The sequence below is a fragment of the Humibacter antri genome, assembly GCF_054777235.1.
In genome coordinates, this window is sequence record NZ_BAAHAW010000014.1 from 37407 (window position 1) to 55880 (window position 18474).

Here is an 18474-nt window from a genome sequence, read left to right on the forward strand (position 1 = left end):
GCATGGGAGGCGTGAGATCACCCGTCAGCAGCCCCGAGATGATCGGCCGAGAGGCCGATCTCGACGCGCTGCGGGCTGAGTTCCGACGCAGCGCGCGTGAGCCGCGAGCCGTCGCCATCGGCGGCGAGGCCGGCATCGGAAAGACGCGGCTGGTCACGGAGTTCCGGGGCGAAGTCGGCGACGCGCTCGTGCTGACGGGCAAGTGCGTCGACATCGGAACAGACAGCGCGCCGTATGCGCCGTTCGCCACGATCATCCGAGAGCTCGCCGCCGTGATCGGAGTAGAGGCGCTGCTGGAGGCTGCCGGGCCCGCGCGCGCCGTGCTCTCCGTCGTGCTGCCGGAACTCGCATCCGCCGACGGCATGCCGCCCCGTGCCGGAACGGAACGCCTGTACGAACTCGTGACGGTGCTCTTCGAGAACGTCGCCCGCGAACGGCGGCTCGTGCTCGTGATCGAAGACATCCACTGGGCCGATCGCTCGACCATCGAACTGTTGCGGTTCCTGGTCAGCGTGCTCGAGGGTCCAGGCATCCTCATCGTGGTCACCTACCGCAGCGACGAGGTCGTGCGTGGGCATCCGTTGCGTCCTGTGCTGCCGGAGCTCGAGCGATCACGACGTCTCACGCGTTGGGAGCTGTCACGGCTGACGCGCGACCAGGTCGCTGCGCAGGTGCGCGCGATCTCCTCGCTCGCCCGTCACCGGGACCCCGCCCCGGCTCCCCGCAGCGGACCGTCCGGTCGTACCGACGGGCTCGGTGCTGACGGGCTCGGTGCTGACGGGCTCGGTGCTGACCGACTCGGTGCTGACCGACTCGGTGCTGACGGGTTCGGCGACGCGGTGATCGACGACGCGGTGATCGACGACCTGTTCGAGCGCAGCGAGGGTGTTCCGTTCTTCGTGGAGGAGCTCGCAGGAGCCGGCCAAGGCGGCGCGGGCGGTATCGCCGGTGCGCTTCCCGAGACGCTGCGCGAGCTCTTGCTGGCACGATACGAGCGTCTTGACGAGAGCACCCAGAGCCTTCTGCGCCTGCTGGCGGTCGGGGGATCGTGCGTGCGTCACGACCTGCTCGACCTGGTCTATCCGGAGTCGCCCACCCGGTTGGATGCCGGTGTGCGGGCCGCCGTCGACGGCGGAGTGCTCCTGATCGATGACACCTGCTACGACTTCCGCCATGCCCTCGTGCGCACCGCTGTGCTGGGCGAGGTGCTGCCGGGCGAGCGCGTGCGCTATCACACCGCGTACGCTGATGCGCTCGAGTCGTTCGCCGCATCGGGTCGCCTCGTCGCTCACGAGATCTCCCAGCACCGCATGGAGGCGCACGACGCGGTGCGTGCCTTCCCCGTCACGCTCGTGGCCATGCGGGAGGCTCGGCAGTCGTACGCGTTCGCGCGGGCGGCGCGCATGGCCGAGCGCGCACTGGAACTGTGGGAGCGCGTGCCCGACGCCGAGTCGATCGCGGGAATGTCGCACACCGCCCTCACGCAAGACGGTTCGGCCGCCTGGCGCGACGCCGGCGACAGCGAGCGGGCGCTGACCCTGATTGACGCAGCGCTGGCGGAGTGCGATCCCGCCGATACCGAGCAGCACGCAGGCCTCCTCGTCGACAAGGCGAGATATCTCGATGCGCTGTCCCGTCCGGGTTCGACGCCGCTCCTCGAGGCCGCGCTCGCAGAGTTGGGGGAGGATGCCTGCTCCGACACCGCGTCCGCGGTGCTCAGCGAACTCGCGCGGCGCCTCATGCTCGAGGGGAGGTTCGACGAGGCGGTCTCCGTCGCAACGAAGGCTCTGGCCCGGGCCGAGATGGCCGGGTCGTTGTCGAGGCGATCCGTGGCATTGAACATCCGTGGTGTTTCCCGAGTCGGCCTCGGTCGCATCGAGGCTGGACTCGCCGATCTCGAGAGGGCCGGGGAGCTTGCGGCGACCCGCGACGGCGCCATGCTGCGGTACCGCGTGAACCTGTCGGATGTCATGCACCTGATCGGTCGATACGCCGAAGCCGTGCAGATCGGCAACGCCGGTGCGGAGCGTGCCAGGCAGCTCGGTGTGCAGCGCACGAGCGGTGTGATGCTGGCATCGAACACGGTGGAGCCCCTGGCAGCACTGGGACGCTGGGAAGAAGCGTTCTCGCTGCTGGAGCCCGCGCTCGCGCTGAACCCGCCGCCGGGATTCCGCGTGCACCTTCAGCGCATGAAACTGTGGCTTCTCACCTGGACGGGTGACCTGCAAGCCGCCGACGAGTTGTGGCGTACGTGGGCGCCGATGATAGGCGTACAGGGAGAGATCGAGGTGCAGTCGCGGCTGGGATCCGCCCGCGTCGAGGCGGAGCTGGCTCTGGCGCTCGGAGACGTGGAGCGCGCGTGGCGCGCGGTGAGCGTGCTGCTGCGCGACCATCGCACGATGAGCGGATACGACCTTCCGCTGCTGGTCGCCGCAGCACGCACGCTGGCGATGCTGCGATCCGGTGCCGATGCGGGCATCCTCGACCACATCGACCTCGGCACTGCCGAGTCGGGACTGCGCGAGGTTCTCGCGACGGCGCGCGATTGGCCCACCGCAGACGTGTGGGCGCCGATCTTCGAGGCGGAACTCGCCGCAGAGGGAACGGATGCCGAGGCGTGGCGCGCGGCCGTCGACGCGACCCGGATGCCCACCGCACCCATGCATCTCGAGCCGTATGCGCGGTTTCGGCTAGCGCAGGCGCTCGTGGCGTCCTCGGGCGGCTTGGCCGGAACGGCGCAGCACCGCGCTGCGGCCCACCGGGAGGAGGCGCAGCGCGAACTCGAACTGTCGCGGCAGGCGGCGGAGCGCCTCGGGTCGGGACTGCTGCTGGGCTGGGTCGACGAGTTCGCCAGGCGCGCGCGGCTCGACTCAGGTGCTGAACGTTCCTCCGATGCGGTCGTCGACCTTCCGGCACTGCGGCTCACGGACCGTGAGCGTCAGGTACTCGACCTCATAGCCCAGGGTCTCAGCAACAAGCAGATCGGCGAACGGCTCTACATCAGCACGAAGACGGCCAGCGTTCATGTCTCGGCGATCCTGCGCAAGCTCGGTGCGACCAGTCGTACTGAGGCCGTCTACCTCGCCGGCCGAGAGCCGGTGACCGCGTAGCCGACGGGTCGGCGTCGGTTCGTCTGCGGCACGAACGACGGGGCACGAACGGCAACGACACGAACGGCAACCCGACGGCCGTTCCGCTTCTCAGCGTTTGCGGGCGATGCGATCCGCACGCTGCTGCTTGGTGCGTACGTTCTCCGCACGTACTGCAGCCTGCGTCGCGCGCTCTCGCACCAGCCACTCCGGGGGAGCGGCGAGCAGGTCACGGATCTGGGCCGTGGTGAGGGCATCCGTCGCGTCGGCCCTGGCCAGCCCGCTCGTGGATACTCCGAGTTTGCGGGCGACCACCTCGCGGGGATGCGGTCCATCGCGGCGGAGATCGACCAGCCACTGAGGTGGCGCCGACTGCAGTGCGGCGAACTGCTCGCGAGTGATCGCACCGCCCCGGAACGACTCGGGCGTGGCCGGCAGATAGACGCCGAGCTTCTTGGCGGCCGTCTCCGGCTTCATCGCGCCGGGGCCCGGCTGCAGCGTCTCGCTCATCCCTCAAGGTTAGAGGCGATTGAGGGTGGGGCGCGCGAGCTTGCTCGCGGGAGCCGCCCGATTGAGTCTGTGAGCGGCGTAGCCGTGATAGAGGCGATTGAGGGTGGGGCGCGCGAGCTTGCTCGCGGGAGCCGCCCGATTGAGTCTGTGAGCGGCGTAGCCGTGATAGAGGCGAACTTGCGGTTCCGCGTGACTCGTCCGCGGGTGTGCCATCTGAGGGTGCTGAGGGCGGTGCTCCGCTGTCGCGAATTGCGGGTGTGTGCGCCGAACCCGCATTCCGCGACCGCCGAACGGGGGCACACCCGACGTGCGCTCGGCCGCTGAGGCCGGTGGCTGCTCACCACGCCGCTCGTCGCACAGCGTGCGGGTTCGGAGTCGGAACGCTTACCGGTACTGCCCGGTGCTGCGACACGGTCGCACCCGAGATCGGCAGGCCCGTGCCCTCAGCACGGGCGATTGAGTAGCGTGGTTCGCGCGAGGATCCGATGAACGGTCGAAGGAGGCATCCGTGGCAGACGAACGCGGGATGCCCTCGGAGCCCTTCCGGCTCGCGTACGTGCGCGGCGTCACGCCCGCCAAGTGGGCGCGCATTTGGAAGGAGCGGATGCGCCGCATCCCGATCGAGCTCACGCGCATCGACGAGCCGGAGCAGGTGCCGGTGCTGCGGGATGCCCGCGCTGACATGGCGCTCGTACGGCTCCCCATCGACCGCGACGGTCTGCACGCCATCCCCCTGTACGAGGAGCGCCCCGTGGTCGTCGTGCCTCAGGACCACGCCATCGCGGCTGCCGACGTGGTGACGCTGGCGGAGGTGACGGAACTCGGTGCGCCCGTGCATCCGTTCGATGCAGCCGTCGAGGAGACGCTGGCTCTCGTCGCCGCGGGCGTCGGCAGCGTCGTGCTGCCGCAGTCCGTTGCGCGACTGCACGCACGCCGCGATCTCGTGTCGCGCGGCGTGACGGATGCCGACCCGACCCGCATCGCGCTCGCCTGGCTCAGCGAGCCGCGGCCGCCACGCTCCGAGGAGCAGCAACGCCGCATTGACACTTTCGTCGGCATCGTGCGCGGCCGAACCGCGAACAGTTCGCGTCGCTGAGCACGCAACTTCACCGTGTATCGGCGGGTAGCCACCTGTGCTGGCCGCGGCTGCACGTATCGGCTGCCGGATGCCGGAGGACAGTCTCGATAGCCTGAGGGAATGAGTGCGGCCGACAGCATCGACACCGGCGGCGCCGACCGAGAGGGTGTGCGTGGCGGCGAGAACACCCGCCTCGACCAGCGGGTGCGCGGGCTCGGTTCGCCCGACGAGGTGTTCGCACGCATCGCCGAGTGGGCGGGGGAGAGCGGCCTCACGCTCTACCCCGCGCAGGAGGAGTCGCTGATCGGCATCGTCTCGGGCGCCAACGTGGTCGTGTCGACGCCGACCGGCACGGGCAAGTCGCTGATCGCCGTCGGGGCGCATGCTGCCGCGTTCGCCGACGGCCGCCGCACGTTCTACACGGCGCCGATCAAAGCACTCGTCTCCGAGAAGTTCTTCGCCCTGGCCGACACGTTCGGCGCAGAGAACGTCGGCATGATGACCGGTGACTCGCAGGTGAACGCCGATGCGCCGGTCATCTGCTGCACGGCGGAGATCCTGGCGAACCTCGCCCTGCGGCTCGGCCCGGATGCCCCGGTCGACCAGGTCGTGATGGACGAGTTCCACTTCTACGCCGACCCGGAGCGTGGATGGGCGTGGCAGGTGCCGTTGCTCATTCTGGAGCGCGCACAGTTCGTGCTGATGAGCGCGACCCTGGGCGACGTGAGCGGCATCTCGGACGACCTGTCCCGGCGCACCGGGCGCGAGACGATCGCCGTCACAGGCGTGGAGCGTCCTGTCCCGCTGGACTATTCGTACGCGCTGACGCCCGTGCACGAGACGATCCAGGAGCTGCTGGATGCCGGCAAGGCGCCCGTCTATGTGGTGCACTTCTCGCAGAAGGACGCGCTCGAGCGGGCGCAGGCGCTGGCCGGGGCATCCGTAGCCAGCCGGGAGCAGCGGGATGCGATAGCCGAGGTGATCGGAGGATTCCGGTTCGCCGCGGGGTTCGGTCAGAGCCTGTCCCGCCTGCTGCGGCTCGGAATCGGCGTGCACCACGCCGGCATGCTGCCGAAGTACCGCAGGCTTGTCGAACAGCTCGCCCAGCGCGGCCTGCTCCGCGTCGTGTGCGGAACGGACACGCTGGGAGTGGGCATCAACGTGCCGATCCGCAGTGTTCTGCTGACCGCGCTCACCAAGTTCGATGGCACGAAGATGCGGCAGCTCACCGCGCGCGAGTTCCATCAGATCGCCGGACGCGCCGGTCGTGCCGGGTACGACACCGCAGGAACAGTCGTCGCACAGGCACCGGAGCACGACATCGAGAACGCGCGGGCCGTCGCGAAGGCGGGCGACGATCCGAAGAAGAAGCGAAAGATCGTGCGCAAGAGGGCTCCGGAGGGCTTTGTGTCGTGGGGTGAACCGTCGTTCCGGCGGCTCATCGACGCCGAGCCCGAGACGCTCACTCCTCACCTGCAGATCACCAGCGCGATGATCGTCAACGTCATCGGGCGCGGTGGCGACGTGTTCGGCAATGTGCGGTCCCTCGTGTTCGAGAACCACGAACCGAGGAAGCGCCAGCTCGAGCTCGCCCGCCGGGCGCTCGGTATCTACCGCACCCTGGTCACGGCGGGCGTCGTCGAGAAGGATGCCGACGGCGTTCCGCGCCTCACGGTCGATCTGCAGCCGAACTTCGCGCTCAACCAGCCGCTCTCGCCGTTCGCGCTCGCCGCGTTCGAGCTGTTCGATCCCGACGAAGACGATGTGGCCCACGTCGACTCGTCGACCGTCGCCAACGTAGCTGCCGGCGCGCTGGGGTCGTCGCAGCGACGGCCAGCAGCGCCTTCGCTCCCCGCTCCGCGCCATGTCGGCACCGGCGACTACGCCCTCGACATCGTCTCGGTCGTGGAGTCGACGCTCGACGACCCGCGCCCGGTTCTTCTCGCCCAGCAGCACCTCGCTCGCGGCGAGGCGATCGGGGCGATGAAGGCGGAGGGTATCGAGTACGACGAACGCATGGAGCTTCTGGAGGAGGTGACGTGGCCGAAGCCGTTGGAGGGCATCCTTCGGCAGTCGTTCGAGTTGTACAGCGCGAGCCAGCCGTGGGTTCGCGACTTCGAGCTCAGTCCGAAGTCTGTCGTGCGCGACCTGTACGAGCGGGCGATGACGTTCGCGGAGTTCGTCTCGTTCTACAATCTCGCCCGCAGTGAAGGCGTGGTGCTGCGCTACCTCTCCGACGCGTTTCGGGCGCTGCGTCAGACGGTGCCCGACAAAGCTGCGAACGACGAGCTCCGCGACCTGATCGAATGGCTCGGCGAACTGGTGCGCCAGGTGGACTCCAGCCTGCTCGACGAGTGGGCCACGTTGCAGGCGGCGGAACAGATCTCGGTGCATCCGGATGCCGCGCGGCACGGCGACGACGCGGTCGTGCCGCCCGCTCCGCGCACGATCACCTCGAACCGCCGTGCGTTCCTGGTGATGGTGCGCAACGAGCTGTTCCGCCGCGTGCAGTGGGCGGCGCTGGACCGTGCGGACAAACTCGGCGAGCTCGACCCGGACTTCGGAGAGGATGCCTGGGCGAACGCCCTCGACGCCTATTACGCCGAGCACGACTCGATCGGTACCGACGCGAGTGCCCGGAGCGCGTCGATGCTCATCGTGGGGGAGGCGGATGCGGCAGCCCACGGTGACGGGCCGGGCCGGGTCTGGCACGTGCGGCAGATCCTGGCCGACCCGGCAGGTGATCACGACTGGGGGATCGCTGCCGAGGTGGACCTCGACGCCTCGGACGCGGAGGGCACCGCCGAGTTGCGGGTCATTGCGGTCGACCGGCTGTAGTGATTTTCGCGAGCATGTTTTCAGGCTGCGCAATGGCTCTGCGAGGCTTTGCGGCCGCGAACCGCGCCGTCAGCCTGATTTGTGCAGGGCCGTGTGTGTGGGAACGCGGCTACGCCGTGGCGACGAGGGGAGTCGAGGCGTCGGCGGCCCACTCGTTGAGCGAGCCGTCGTACACGGCCACGTCGTCTCGCCCGAGCACGGCGAGCGCCAGCGCGTCGGCGCTCGCCGCCACGCCGCCCGCACAGTACGCGACGACCGGGTTCGAGGAAGCCATGGCATCCGCGAGAACCGTGCGCAGGGCGTCGTCGGGAAGCATGGCGTTCGTCTTCCGGTCGACCAGCCGCGATGCCGGAGCGCTGAAGCTGCCCGGGATGTGTCCGAGCCGGGGCCGGTGGCCGGCCTCACCGGTGAACTCGCGCGGCGGCAGGCCGCAGATCAGCGTGGCCGGCTGTGCGCCGGAAACGGCGCGCAGCACTCGCTGCTTGTCGGCCCAGTAGCCGTTCGCATCCGAGACGCCCGGCTCGAGTGAGTAGACCGCGGCGGCATGAGGTGTCACATGCCCGACCTCGAGCGATCGTTCCTCCGCAGACCACTTGCGCAGTCCGCCGTCGAGCACCGCAACACGGTCGTGCCCGAACGAACGGAACAGCCACCACAGCCGCGCCGCCCACTGGCCGACCGAGTCGTCGTACACCACTACGAACGTGCCGGTGTCGATGCCGAGCGCCGCCGCGGCGCGGGCGAAACGGTCGGCATCCGGACGGGCGAAGCCGAACGCCCCGTCCGGGTCGCTGAACTCCTCGAGCAGGTCGGCGAAGACCGCGCCGGGCACGTGCCCGCCGACCAGGTACTGCTCGTGGCCGGTGACGTAGGCCGGATGCCCGTCGAAGCCCTGCACCTGTACGACCGTCGCGTCGATGACGACGAGCCTTTCCTCGCCGCCGCCCCCCGGCGCTCCGGCATCAAGCAGGCCGGCGAGTTCGCCTGTCGAGACGAGGTGGCGTCTAGCCGTGGTCCACTCCGTTGTCCGCTCCGTGGCGGTGTGGCGCTGCGACGATCCGGGCGTAGGAAGGGGCACGGAGATATCGGTCACCCGTTCACGCTAGGTTCCGGAAGCGGTGTCCCGCTCCTGCGGTGAAACACGGCGTAACGCCGGCCCCTGCCGTGCGATGCGGAGCGTGCGCACCTCGAACGGTGAGAGTCGCAGCGTCGCTCCGGTGCGGGCATCCGCAAGCTCGTCCTCGATCACCGACACTTCTCGCACCCCGAGGTGCGGGAAGTTCACGCTCAGCTCGCCCCGTGCCCGGCGACCGAGCGCCTCGTACACGCGCACGACGACGTCGCCGGAGCGGTCGTCCGCGGCCTTCACGCTCGAGACCACGATCCCTTCGCCGGACACCGAGACCAGGGGCTCGACGGCGTGCGCTCCGCGGATCACGGTCGACGGCGCATTCAGGGCGATGCCCGCGGCGGTGGCCATGGCGGGGTCGGCGCCGACGACGAGACCGACCGTGATGACGTGCTGGCCGTGATCCGTGTCGGGGTCGGGGAATCGGGGCGCCCGCAGCAGCGAGAGGCGCACGGTGGTCGTGACCCCCTCGAGCTCGGTGGAGTCGCGGGTGGTGTCGTATCCGTAGATCGAGTCGTTCACGAGCGCCACGCCGAAGCCGGGCTCGCGCACGAGCACGAAGCGGTGCATCGAGGTCTCGAACTTCGCAGCCTCCCAGCTCGTGTTCATGTGGGTGGCGCGCGCCTGATAGCCGAACTGGGTCTCCGCCTCGGTCGCGGTCGCCATGACGTCGAGCGGGAACGCGAGTTTCAAGAGCTTCTCGGTCTCGTGCCAGTCGACCGCGTTGCGCAGCAGCACGGTGCGCGTTCCGGGTGCCAGCGAGATCGTCTGCACGAGCCGGGAATGCGAGAACGACCGTGCCACGACGATGCGCGCCACTCCGTTCTTGACGCCGTATGTGATCGAGTCGAGGCCGGTGAGGTCGTCCACCCGGTTGCGGTAGAACCTGTCGATGTCCCAGGCGTCCCACATGTTGGGGAAGTCCTGGTGCAGCTGGAACAGGTTCGCCGGACGGTCTCGCGGAATCGCCTCGCGCCCGGTCGCCAGGTCGATGGCCGAGACTATGAGGCCGTCCGGCGAGACGAGGATCGACACGAGGTCGTTCTCCAGCCGGTGGCCGCCGTGCTCTTCGGTGACGGATGCCTGCGCATCCGCCGGCACGGCCTCCGCGGCTCCGAGGGCGACGGGTCCGTCGTCAGACGGAGCAGAGCCGCACGCCACGGGTGTGAACACGAGGTCGAGGTCGCCTTCGCCCGCCAAAGCCAGCCGCGCCCCCTCTGCGATCCGTCGCGCGCGCTCCGCGACGTCGCGGAGCGCGCCGACGGCCTCTCGATGAACCCACGCGATGGAGGTTCCGGGCAGGATGTCGTGGAACTGGTGCAGCAGCAGCAATTTCCACAGCCGGTCGAGTTCGTCGTGCGGGTAGGCGGCTCCCTCGCGCACGGCGGCCGTAGTCGCCCACAGTTCCGCCTCGAGCATCGCTTGTTCTGCGCGTCGGTTGCCCGCCTTCGTGCCGTGCTGGCTGGTCAGCGTGCCCCTGTGCAGTTCGAGGTACAGCTCGCCTACCCACACCGCCGGAGAAGGCAACTCCGCCTTCGCGTTCTCGAAGAAGGCATCCGGATGCTTCCACTCGACGCGAGCGCTGCCCTCCAGATCCGCAAGGCGGGCGGCCCGCCCGATCATCTCGCGCGTGGTGCCACCTCCGCCGTCGCCCCAGCCGACCGGAGCGATGGACGTGCCCGCGACGCGGCTCTCCCGGAACTGCCTGCTCGCCTTCGCTGCTTCGGACCCGGAAAGCTGCGAGTTGTAGGTGTCCATCGGCGGGAAGTGCGTGAACATGCGCGAGCCGTCGATGCCCTCCCAGAGGAACGTGTGGTGCGGAAAGACGTTCTGCTGATTCCACGAGATCTTCTGCGTGAAGAACCACTCGAATCCGGCCCGGCGCATGAGCTGCGGAAGCGCGGGCGAGTATCCGAAGCTGTCCGGCAGCCACACGCCGCGGCTGCGCACGCCGAACTCGCGCTCGAAGAAGCGCTGTCCGTATGCGAACTGGCGCACGAGCGACTCGCCCGTCGGCATCACGGTGTCGGACTCCACCCACATTCCGCCCAGCGGCAGGAAGCGGCCGGCGGCGACGGCGGCGCGCACGCGTTCGAAGACCTCGGGGCGATGCACCTTGAGCCACTCGTACTGCTGCGCGCTCGACATGCCGTAGAGAACGTCCGGCTGCTCGTCGATGAGGGTGGTCATCGACGAGGCCGTGCGAGCGACCTTGCGGATCGTCTCGCGCAGCGGCCAGAGCCAGGCCGAGTCGATGTGGGCGTGGCCGACCGCGGCGATGCGGTGTGCACTGGCTTCGGCGGGCGATGCGAGCACGTCGGCCAGAGACGCCCGCGCGGATCCGGCTGTCTCTGCCACGGCCTGCAGGTCGAGTGCGTCGAGCGCGTCGTCGAGCGCCTGCAGGATGCGCATGCGTCGCGGCGAGTGCTCCGGCAACTCCGCCTGCAGCTCCAGCAACACGTCGAGATCGAGCGCAAGCTCGAACACCTCTGGTTCGAAGACCGCGAGGTCCATGCGGCGAACACGGTACAGCGGTTCCTTCGACGCCGTCAGGATGTCGCCCTCCTGCGTCGGCAGGAACGGGTGGTAATCGAGCAGAACCGGGTTCGACGCCGCCTCGAGGTACAGCTCGACGCGTTCTCCGCCTTCGGCCGGCTCGGCGATCGGCGCCCACTGGTTTCGCGGGTTGAGGCTCTTCACGGGAACACCGTCGGGCAGGTAGACCAGCGCCTCGCACTGAAAGCCGGTCATGTTCACGTCGAATCCGAGGTCGATGAGCGCCTCGACCCGCTTGCCCGCCCAGCGTTGCGGAACCTCGCCCTCCACCCGGAACCAGGTGGTGCCCCAGGCCGGTCCCCACGGCGTGCCGACGGAGTACGGCTCGTAGTCCAGTCTCAGGCCGTCTAAGGGCGGAATCGGCTCGCCGGGAAGGGCGTTCGCGCCGATGGTCAGCGGCACGGCGTCGGAGTGGATGGCGGGAACGACGCGCTCGGTCAGCACACGCTTCACGCGGCCGACCGTCAGTGCGATATCTTCGTGCATAGGATCCTCGTCGAGGCGGAATCAGAGTACTGATAAGAAGCGAACTAAAGCGTTATAGTAGGGTAACAGCCCATGGCAGCTCGCAATCGCGTGACCATCTCCGACATCGCGCGCATCGCCGGCGTCTCACCGGGAGCGGTGTCGTTCGCGCTCAACGGCCGGCCGGGCGTGAGCCAGGAGACGCGGGAGCGCATCATCCGGGTGGCCGCGGAGAACCACTGGCGCCCCAGCCAGGCGGCCAGGGTGCTCAGCGGAGCGCGCGTCGGCGTCGTGGGGCTCGTGATCGAACGCCCGGCCCGTTCTCTGGGCGCCGAGGCGTTCTTCGCCGACCTCATCTCCGGCATCCAGTCCGGACTGAGCATCGCGGATGCCTCGATGCAGATGCGCGTCGTGCGCGGCACCGAGGGCGAGATCGAGACGTATCGAGCATGGAGCGCATCGCATCAGGTCGACGGTGTGATCGTCATCGACCCGCGCGACGACGACCCGCGGCTGGAGGCGCTCAATGAGCTGGGCCTGCCTGCGGTGGTGATCGGCAGCGGACCCGTCGAGTTGAGCGGGCATACCACGGTATGGATGGATGACGAGCAGGCCGCCCACACGCTCTTCGACTACATCGTCGCGCTCGGACACCGCGACATCGCCTACATCACGGGCCCGGCCGAGTTTCAGCACACCCGGCTCCGGGCCGCCACGCTGGATGGTCTGCGTGAGCGCGGGGTGACCACTCAGGTGCACGTGACCGACTTCACCCCGGCAGCGGCGGCATCCGCCACCCGTAGCGTGCTCAGCTCGACCCACCGGGCGACCGCTGTGGTGTACGACAACGAGGTGATGGCGATCTCGGGCCTGCGCGTTACCCAGGAGATGGGCATCCAGGTGCCGTCGAACATCTCGGTCGCCTCGTTCGACGACTCGATCATCTCCGAGCTCATGCACCCCTCGATCACGAGCCTGACCAGGGATACGTTCGACCTCGGTGAGCGCGCCGCCACGCGTCTGCTCGCCCAGCTGGACAGCGACGACCCGCTGCCCAGCGTGCCAGGGCCGACTCCCACGCTCACCGTGCGCGAGAGCACCGCGCCGCCGCGCTGACCCGCCGCCGCCGCGGCCGCCGCCGCCCACCCCGCCCCGCCGCCGCCCCACCCCGCCCCTCCCCGCCCCGCCGCCGCCCCACCCCGCCCCTCCCCGCCGCCACGTTCATCCGCCGCACTTTGCTGCGATCCCTGTGAATTCACGACATTGTGGTGCGGATGACGCCGGGCTCCGAAGCGTCACGCGCCGGGCTGTGGAGAGTGGGCACGAACAATCTGCCCGGGCGGGCACAGTGAACGGATGCCCCGCGCACCGCTACCCCGCAGCCTCGGCTCGGAGTTCTCCGTCACCCTCGCGGCGTCAGAGGGCGTCACACCCGCACGACTGCGGGCGGGCGACCTCGACGCGCCGTTCTTCGGAGTGCGCGCGGTTCCGCGAACGGATCGAGTCGCCGACGGAGCAGCTGTTGGCGCGAGAGCCAACGAACGACGGATCCTCGCACTGGCTCGCGCCCGTGCGTCGAGGATGACGGAGCACGAGTTCTTCAGCCACGTGACGGCCGCAGTGCTCTGGGGTGCACCACTCCCTCCGTACGTTGTGGAATCGGGGCCCATTCACGTGAGCGTGTACTCCCCACGGCGTGCACCGCGTGGCCGCGGCGTGATCGGCCACGAGGTCGCGCCGTCGATGGCCGGCGTGCGGGTGCTGGAATCGCCGATCGCTGCGCGCATCACCGACCCCGCGACGACGTGGGCGATGCTGGGCGGCATCGTCGCGCATCCGTACGACCTCGTCGCCGTCGCGGATGCGTTCGTGCGCATCCAGCGCCGGCCCGGCGGGATCGGACCTCGGCCTCGCGCTCCGCTGGCGACACTGGACGAGCTGACCCACGCGATGCGGTGCGGACGACGGGCCGGAGCACTCGTGCTGCGGGACGCGCTGCCCCGAATACGCACCGGATCGTCATCGCGGACCGAGACCTGGACCCGGCTCGTGCTCGTCGACGCCGGGCTGCCGGAGCCCGAGCTCGATGTCGACGTCTACGACGAGCACGGGCGCTTCGTGGCGTGCGTGGACATGGCGTATCCCCTGCAGAAGATCGCCATCGAGTACGACGGAAGTCAGCACCGAACCGACGCAGCGCAGTGGGAGAGCGACGTCGATCGAATCGACCGACTGGCGGCGTGCGGATGGCGGGTCATCCGGGTGACCCGCCGACTCCTGTTCGTGCACCCGCAGGAACTGGTGCGCCGCGTGCGTCGAGAGCTCGACGCCCGCCGCTGACGCCGCGTTCCCAGCGGAGGCACCGCGTTCATCCGTCGAGTTTTGCGGCGGAAGCGCAGATTCCACGACGAAATGCGACGGATGAACGGGGTGGCGTCGGAGGGTGGCGTCGGAGGGCGGGGTCGGAGGGCGGCGTAGGGCGGCGCATGGCGCGAATCTCCGGCGATAGGCGACTACCGCCAGGGGCTCGGGTCCCAGTGGAAGCCGCGCGCCCATGTCATGAGCTCGTCATCGAGCTCGGCGGCGAGCTGCGGATGCTCGTGGGCGCGGTCGGTCGTCTCGCCCGGGTCGTCGGCGAGGTTGACGAGCATGCGGTCCCGAACGAACCCACCGCCGAGGTGTTCGCGGGGCGAGAGCACGAGCTTCCAGTCGCCGCGTCGCACGGCCAGCTGCGGGCCGTACTCCCAGAAGAGGGAGCGCTCAGCAGCGCCGTCGCCGTTCACGGTGCGAGAGACGGAGGCCGACCCGTGCGGCACCTCGGCCCGGGTGAGAAGCGGCATCAGGTCTCTGCCGTCGATGTCGCCGGGCGGTTCGGCGTCGCATGCCGCCATCACGGTCGGAAGGAGGTCCATCATCGCAGCGGGATCGTCGACGTCGCCGCGCGCGCGGATGCCCGCAGGCCACGACAGGATCGCAGGCACCCGGATACCCCCCTCGAAGAGCGAGCCTTTGCGACCGCGCAGGCCGCCGGTCGAACCGCCCTGGTAGCTGATCTCCTCGCCGTTCAGCCAGTTGCGCGTCTCGGTGGACGGGCCGTTGTCGGACGAGAAGAACACGATCGTGTCGTCGTCGAGTCCGCGGGCCTCGAGGGCGTCGAGGATGCGTCCTACGCCGTCGTCCATCGCCGAGACCATCGCCGCCATGATGCGGCGGTCGTCGGGCAGCTCATGGAACCGGTCCACATACTCCCTGGGTGCATGCATCGGATAGTGCGGCGCGTTGAACGGCACGTAGCACAGGAACGGCCGCCCGGCGTTCTCCTCGATGAACTCGACCGCCTTCTCGGCGATCACCTCGGTGAGGTAGCGCCCGTTGTCCCACACCTCGCGTCGCCCGTCCCACAGGTCGTGAACGGGGTCGACGCCCTGACCCCAGTAGAAGATGTGCGAGTAGTAGTCGACGCATCCCGCACGGAAGCCGAAGTGCCGGTCGAAGCCGCGGTCGAGAGGCGTGAAGCCGTCGGCGACGCCGAGGTGCCACTTGCCGAAGATGCCGGTGGCATAGCCGCGCGCCTTCAGCAGCGAGGCCAGCGTCTCCTGCTGCGGCAGGCCCGTCGTGCCTCGTTTGCCGCCGAGGATCTCCTGCACTCCTGCGTGCACCGGATGCTTCCCCGTGAGCAGAGCCGCCCGCGACGGTGAGCACACGGGCGAGTTCGAATACCAGTTGGTCAGCCGCACGCCGCGTGCCGCGAGACGGTCGAGGTGCGGCGTACGGATGTCTGTGCTGCCGAAGCAGCCCACGTCGCCGTATCCGAGATCGTCGGCGTAGACGATGACGATGTTCGGGGTGCCGTTCATGAAGGCTCGTGTGACGGGGTCGGCCCCGGAGTGACCGTGTTCACGGAGGAGTACGCGCCGACGAAGGAGGACTTCAGGTCGGGGCGGACGAGCTCCGTGATGCCACGGGAGGCGAGCGCGACCGCGTCCGCGGCATCCGTGCTCGTGACGAAACAGGGGTCGACGCCCGCTTCGCACAGATCCACCCAGGCCTGGAAGACCGCTCCGCCCGGGCTCAGGGCGGAGCGGCTGACCGGCACTTCGTTCGCATCGACGTCGATCACGATCGCGGTCGAACGGGCGATGTGAAGCCGGGTCTCACGCAACTCGGCTGCGAGCTCGGCGAAGCGCAAGCCGGCCGGCTTCGCGGCCCCGGTCTGATCGATGAGCCCCAGCGTGTACTCCAGCTCGGGAAAGTCGGCCAGCTCACGGCTCACATCGTGGGAGCACCACCACGTGATGCCCCACAGCCCTTCGGTGCGTGCGGCCGAACGCACCGTGGCCTCCACGAACCCGGGCACCTCGGCCTCCGTCAAGCAGTTCGACGGCGCCCCGACCTCTTGCAGCCAGATGCGGCGGCCGGGGTCGGTCTGGAACGCGCGGGAGAGCTCGATGAGGTATTCGGCGTGCCGGGAGGAAGCGGTCGAGACGCCGCCGTACCGCTGCGCCGTGCCGTTGAAGATCCACGAGTGCACGGTCGTCATCGCACCGAACCGGGAGGCATGCGCCGGAGTGAACGGATGCCCGTCCAAGTACCAGACGGCGTCGTACTCGCTGTGCACGTGCTGTCGCTGCGGTGCGACCTGTGCCGCGGCATCCAACAGGCCGGTCAGCCACGCCTGCGCCTGCTCTGCATGGATCGGCCAAGGCGAGGGGTGCGGCCGGTCCGAGAACTGGTTGACCTCGTTGCCGAGCGTGAGGCCGAGGAAGTTGGGTGCATCAGCCAGACGGGAGCCGAGCGCGCGCACGAGCTCGATCTGCGCATCCACCGCCTGCGGGTCGCTGAACATGTTGCGGTCATGCCACGTCGCCAGCCATGCCGGAATGAAGTCGAAGCTCGAGAGATGTCCCTGAATGACATCCACACCGGCATCCAGTCCGAACTCCGCCGCGATGTCGACCACCGTGCGAACGTCGTCCAGTGCGCCCGCCCTGATCAGGGTGCGATTGGGCTGCAGCAGCGGCCAGAGCGGGAAGACGCGCACGTGATCGAGCCCGAGGCCGGCGATCTGTGCGAAGTCGCGACGCACGTCGTCGGGCTTCAGCGCGAGCCAGGAGTGCATCCATTGCCGCGACGGCGTGTAGTTCACGCCGAAACGGAGCGGCGCCGGGGTCGGGTCGGGGGCTGATGGATGCTCGGTCATCTGCTGCGTCCTTCGGGTACGGGCTGGCGGGGGTGCGGCCGGTCGCCGAGCTGAAGCTGCAGATCCCACAGTTTCAGCTCCAGTTCACGCCGGACGTCCGCGTACGCGGCATCCAGGTGCACACTCCTCAATTCGTGCGGATCGTTCGCCAGATCGAACAGCTCCCACTCCGGGGGGTACGTGACGTTCGAGGCGTTCGGCAGGCCCATCCCGTCGGCGTAGTAGTAGATGAGCTTGAAGCGGTCGGTGCGAATGCCGTAGTGCGCCCACACGTGGTGCATGTGGTCGTCGTGCTCGTAGAACCGGTAATAGTGCGCGTCGCGCACCGGGGTGACGTTCTCGTCGGTGACGAGCGGCAGCAGGCTCGCGCCCTGCATCCGGGGCGGCGCCGGCACGCCGGCCGCGTCGAGGATCGTCTGGGCGATGTCCACGTTCGACACCAACGCGTCGGTGGCCCGGCCGGGTGCGATGCGAGCCGGATAGCTCATGATCAGAGGCATCCTGAGCGATTCCTCGTACATGAAGCGCTTGTCGAACCAGCCGTGTTCGCCGAGGTAGAAGCCCTGATCGGAGCCGTAGATCGTGAGGGTGTCGTGCCATTGGCCCCATGACTTCAGCGTGTCCACGATGCGTGCGACGCCCTCGTCGACCGTCTCGACGCAGCGCAGGTAGTCCTGCATGTAGCGCTGGTACTTCCAGACCGCGCGCTCCTCGTAGTCGAGTTCGGCCGGCGGCTCCTCCTTGAGGTCGATGTCGGTGAGGTAGTCGGCGATGCGCATCGTGGCGTGGTGCGCCGGGGTGCCGCGGCCGGTGTAGTCGTCGTCGAAGGTGTCGGGCAGCGGAACGGGAGCAGCAGAGACTCCGTCGTACTTGGGGTGCGGCTCCCACGGCCGGTGCGGGGCCTTGTGCCAGATCAGCACGCAGTACGGCTGATCGGCCTGCTCGGCCATCCACGCCAGAGCGCGGTCGGTGATGATGTCGGTGACGTACCCGGGGAAGCGCACACGGCCATCCGCCGTCAGGAACTCCGGATCGTGGTACTCGCCCTGATCGGGGAGCACCTCCCAGTGATCGAAGCCGCGTGGGTCGTGGCCATCGCCGTGCCCGAGGTGCCACTTGCCGAAGACCGCGGTGCGGTATCCGGCCGCCTGAAGCGCTGTCGCGAACGTCTCGTGGTCGTTCGTGAGGTGTGTGGCCAGCGTCGTGACGCCGCTGGAGTGACTGTACGTTCCGGTGAGGATGGCCGCGCGGCTCGGTGTGCACAGTGCGTTCTCCACCAACGCCGTATCGAAGCGCACCCCCTCCCGGGCGATCGTGTCGATGCCCGGTGTGGTGTTCACCACCGACCCGTATGAGCCGATCGCGTTCGCCGCATGGTCGTCGGTGAGCACGAAGACGATGTTCGGCCGTCTGGCTGTGTTCGCCACCTGTGGCTCCTCGCTGCGGCCGTCGTGGCCGCGTCTCAGCTCTACTGCACTAATCCGATTTAGGTACCGAACGCGATTTCAACGAGGTCGAAGGCGCGCGTTCGGGTTGAGTCGACGGGGATGCGCGGGACTCGGAAGGTCTTTTGCGCATTCGGTCGTCTATGACATACTGACGCCACACT

General features: G+C 68.9%; 11 protein-coding genes. 5 read left to right on the plus strand and 6 right to left on the minus strand.

The features are described from left to right. Nucleotides 1-11: 11 nt before the first annotated feature. On the plus strand, nucleotides 12-3110 hold the full coding sequence (locus ACYVDK_RS05685) for a helix-turn-helix transcriptional regulator (protein WP_460519218.1): 3099 nt from the start codon (nucleotides 12-14) through the stop codon (nucleotides 3108-3110). Between the two features lie 90 nt (nucleotides 3111-3200). Here ACYVDK_RS05685 and ACYVDK_RS05690 read toward each other — a convergent pair whose 3' ends face one another. After that, a complete protein-coding gene (locus ACYVDK_RS05690; RefSeq protein ID WP_460519357.1) occupies nucleotides 3201-3566 on the minus strand; it encodes a DUF5997 family protein in 366 nt (121 codons plus the stop codon). Nucleotides 3567-4107: 541 nt separating this feature from the next. Between ACYVDK_RS05690 and ACYVDK_RS05695 the strand changes: the two genes are divergently transcribed. Next, nucleotides 4108-4695: a LysR family transcriptional regulator substrate-binding protein gene (locus tag ACYVDK_RS05695; protein ID WP_460519220.1), complete on the plus strand. Its 588-nt coding sequence runs from the start codon at nucleotides 4108-4110 to the stop codon at nucleotides 4693-4695. 102 nt (nucleotides 4696-4797) lie between these two features. Beyond that, entirely contained in the window at nucleotides 4798-7515 is a 2718-nt protein-coding gene (locus tag ACYVDK_RS05700) for a DEAD/DEAH box helicase (RefSeq protein ID WP_460519223.1), read from the plus strand. 109 nt (nucleotides 7516-7624) lie between these two features. Here the strand turns inward: ACYVDK_RS05700 and ACYVDK_RS05705 are convergent, their stop codons facing one another. Together ACYVDK_RS05705 and ACYVDK_RS05710 are read right to left on the minus strand one after the other, a co-directional pair. After that, nucleotides 7625-8608, minus strand: coding sequence for a sulfurtransferase (locus tag ACYVDK_RS05705; RefSeq protein ID WP_460519226.1), 984 nt, complete (start codon nucleotides 8606-8608; stop codon nucleotides 7625-7627). A 9-nt stretch (nucleotides 8609-8617) separates the two neighbouring features. Then, complete coding sequence (locus tag ACYVDK_RS05710) at nucleotides 8618-11686, minus strand: alpha-mannosidase (RefSeq protein WP_460519229.1); 3069 nt, start codon at nucleotides 11684-11686, stop codon at nucleotides 8618-8620. 72 nt (nucleotides 11687-11758) lie between these two features. Between ACYVDK_RS05710 and ACYVDK_RS05715 the strand changes: the two genes are divergently transcribed. Both ACYVDK_RS05715 and ACYVDK_RS05720 read left to right on the plus strand, forming a co-directional pair. Next, the gene (locus ACYVDK_RS05715; protein WP_460519231.1) at nucleotides 11759-12781 is read left to right on the plus strand and encodes a LacI family DNA-binding transcriptional regulator; all 1023 of its coding nucleotides are present in this window, start codon (nucleotides 11759-11761) and stop codon (nucleotides 12779-12781) included. 240 nt (nucleotides 12782-13021) lie between these two features. Next, nucleotides 13022-14005, plus strand: a complete 984-nt coding sequence (locus ACYVDK_RS05720) for an endonuclease domain-containing protein (protein ID WP_460519234.1) — start codon at nucleotides 13022-13024, stop codon at nucleotides 14003-14005. Between the two features lie 173 nt (nucleotides 14006-14178). Here the strand turns inward: ACYVDK_RS05720 and ACYVDK_RS05725 are convergent, their stop codons facing one another. From ACYVDK_RS05725 to ACYVDK_RS05735, 3 genes are read right to left on the minus strand one after another with little or no spacing between them, the layout of a single operon-like run. Continuing rightward, on the minus strand, nucleotides 14179-15522 hold the full coding sequence (locus tag ACYVDK_RS05725) for an alkaline phosphatase family protein (protein WP_460519237.1): 1344 nt from the start codon (nucleotides 15520-15522) through the stop codon (nucleotides 14179-14181). Further along, the gene (locus ACYVDK_RS05730) at nucleotides 15519-16865 is read right to left on the minus strand and encodes a glycoside hydrolase 5 family protein (RefSeq protein WP_460519240.1); all 1347 of its coding nucleotides are present in this window, start codon (nucleotides 16863-16865) and stop codon (nucleotides 15519-15521) included. The genes ACYVDK_RS05725 and ACYVDK_RS05730 overlap by 4 nt, the downstream gene beginning before the upstream one ends. Next, nucleotides 16862-18292, minus strand: a complete 1431-nt coding sequence (locus ACYVDK_RS05735) for a sulfatase family protein (RefSeq protein WP_460519243.1) — start codon at nucleotides 18290-18292, stop codon at nucleotides 16862-16864. Before ACYVDK_RS05735 ends, ACYVDK_RS05730 begins: the two co-directional genes overlap by 4 nt. Between the last annotated feature and the right edge of the window lie 182 nt (nucleotides 18293-18474).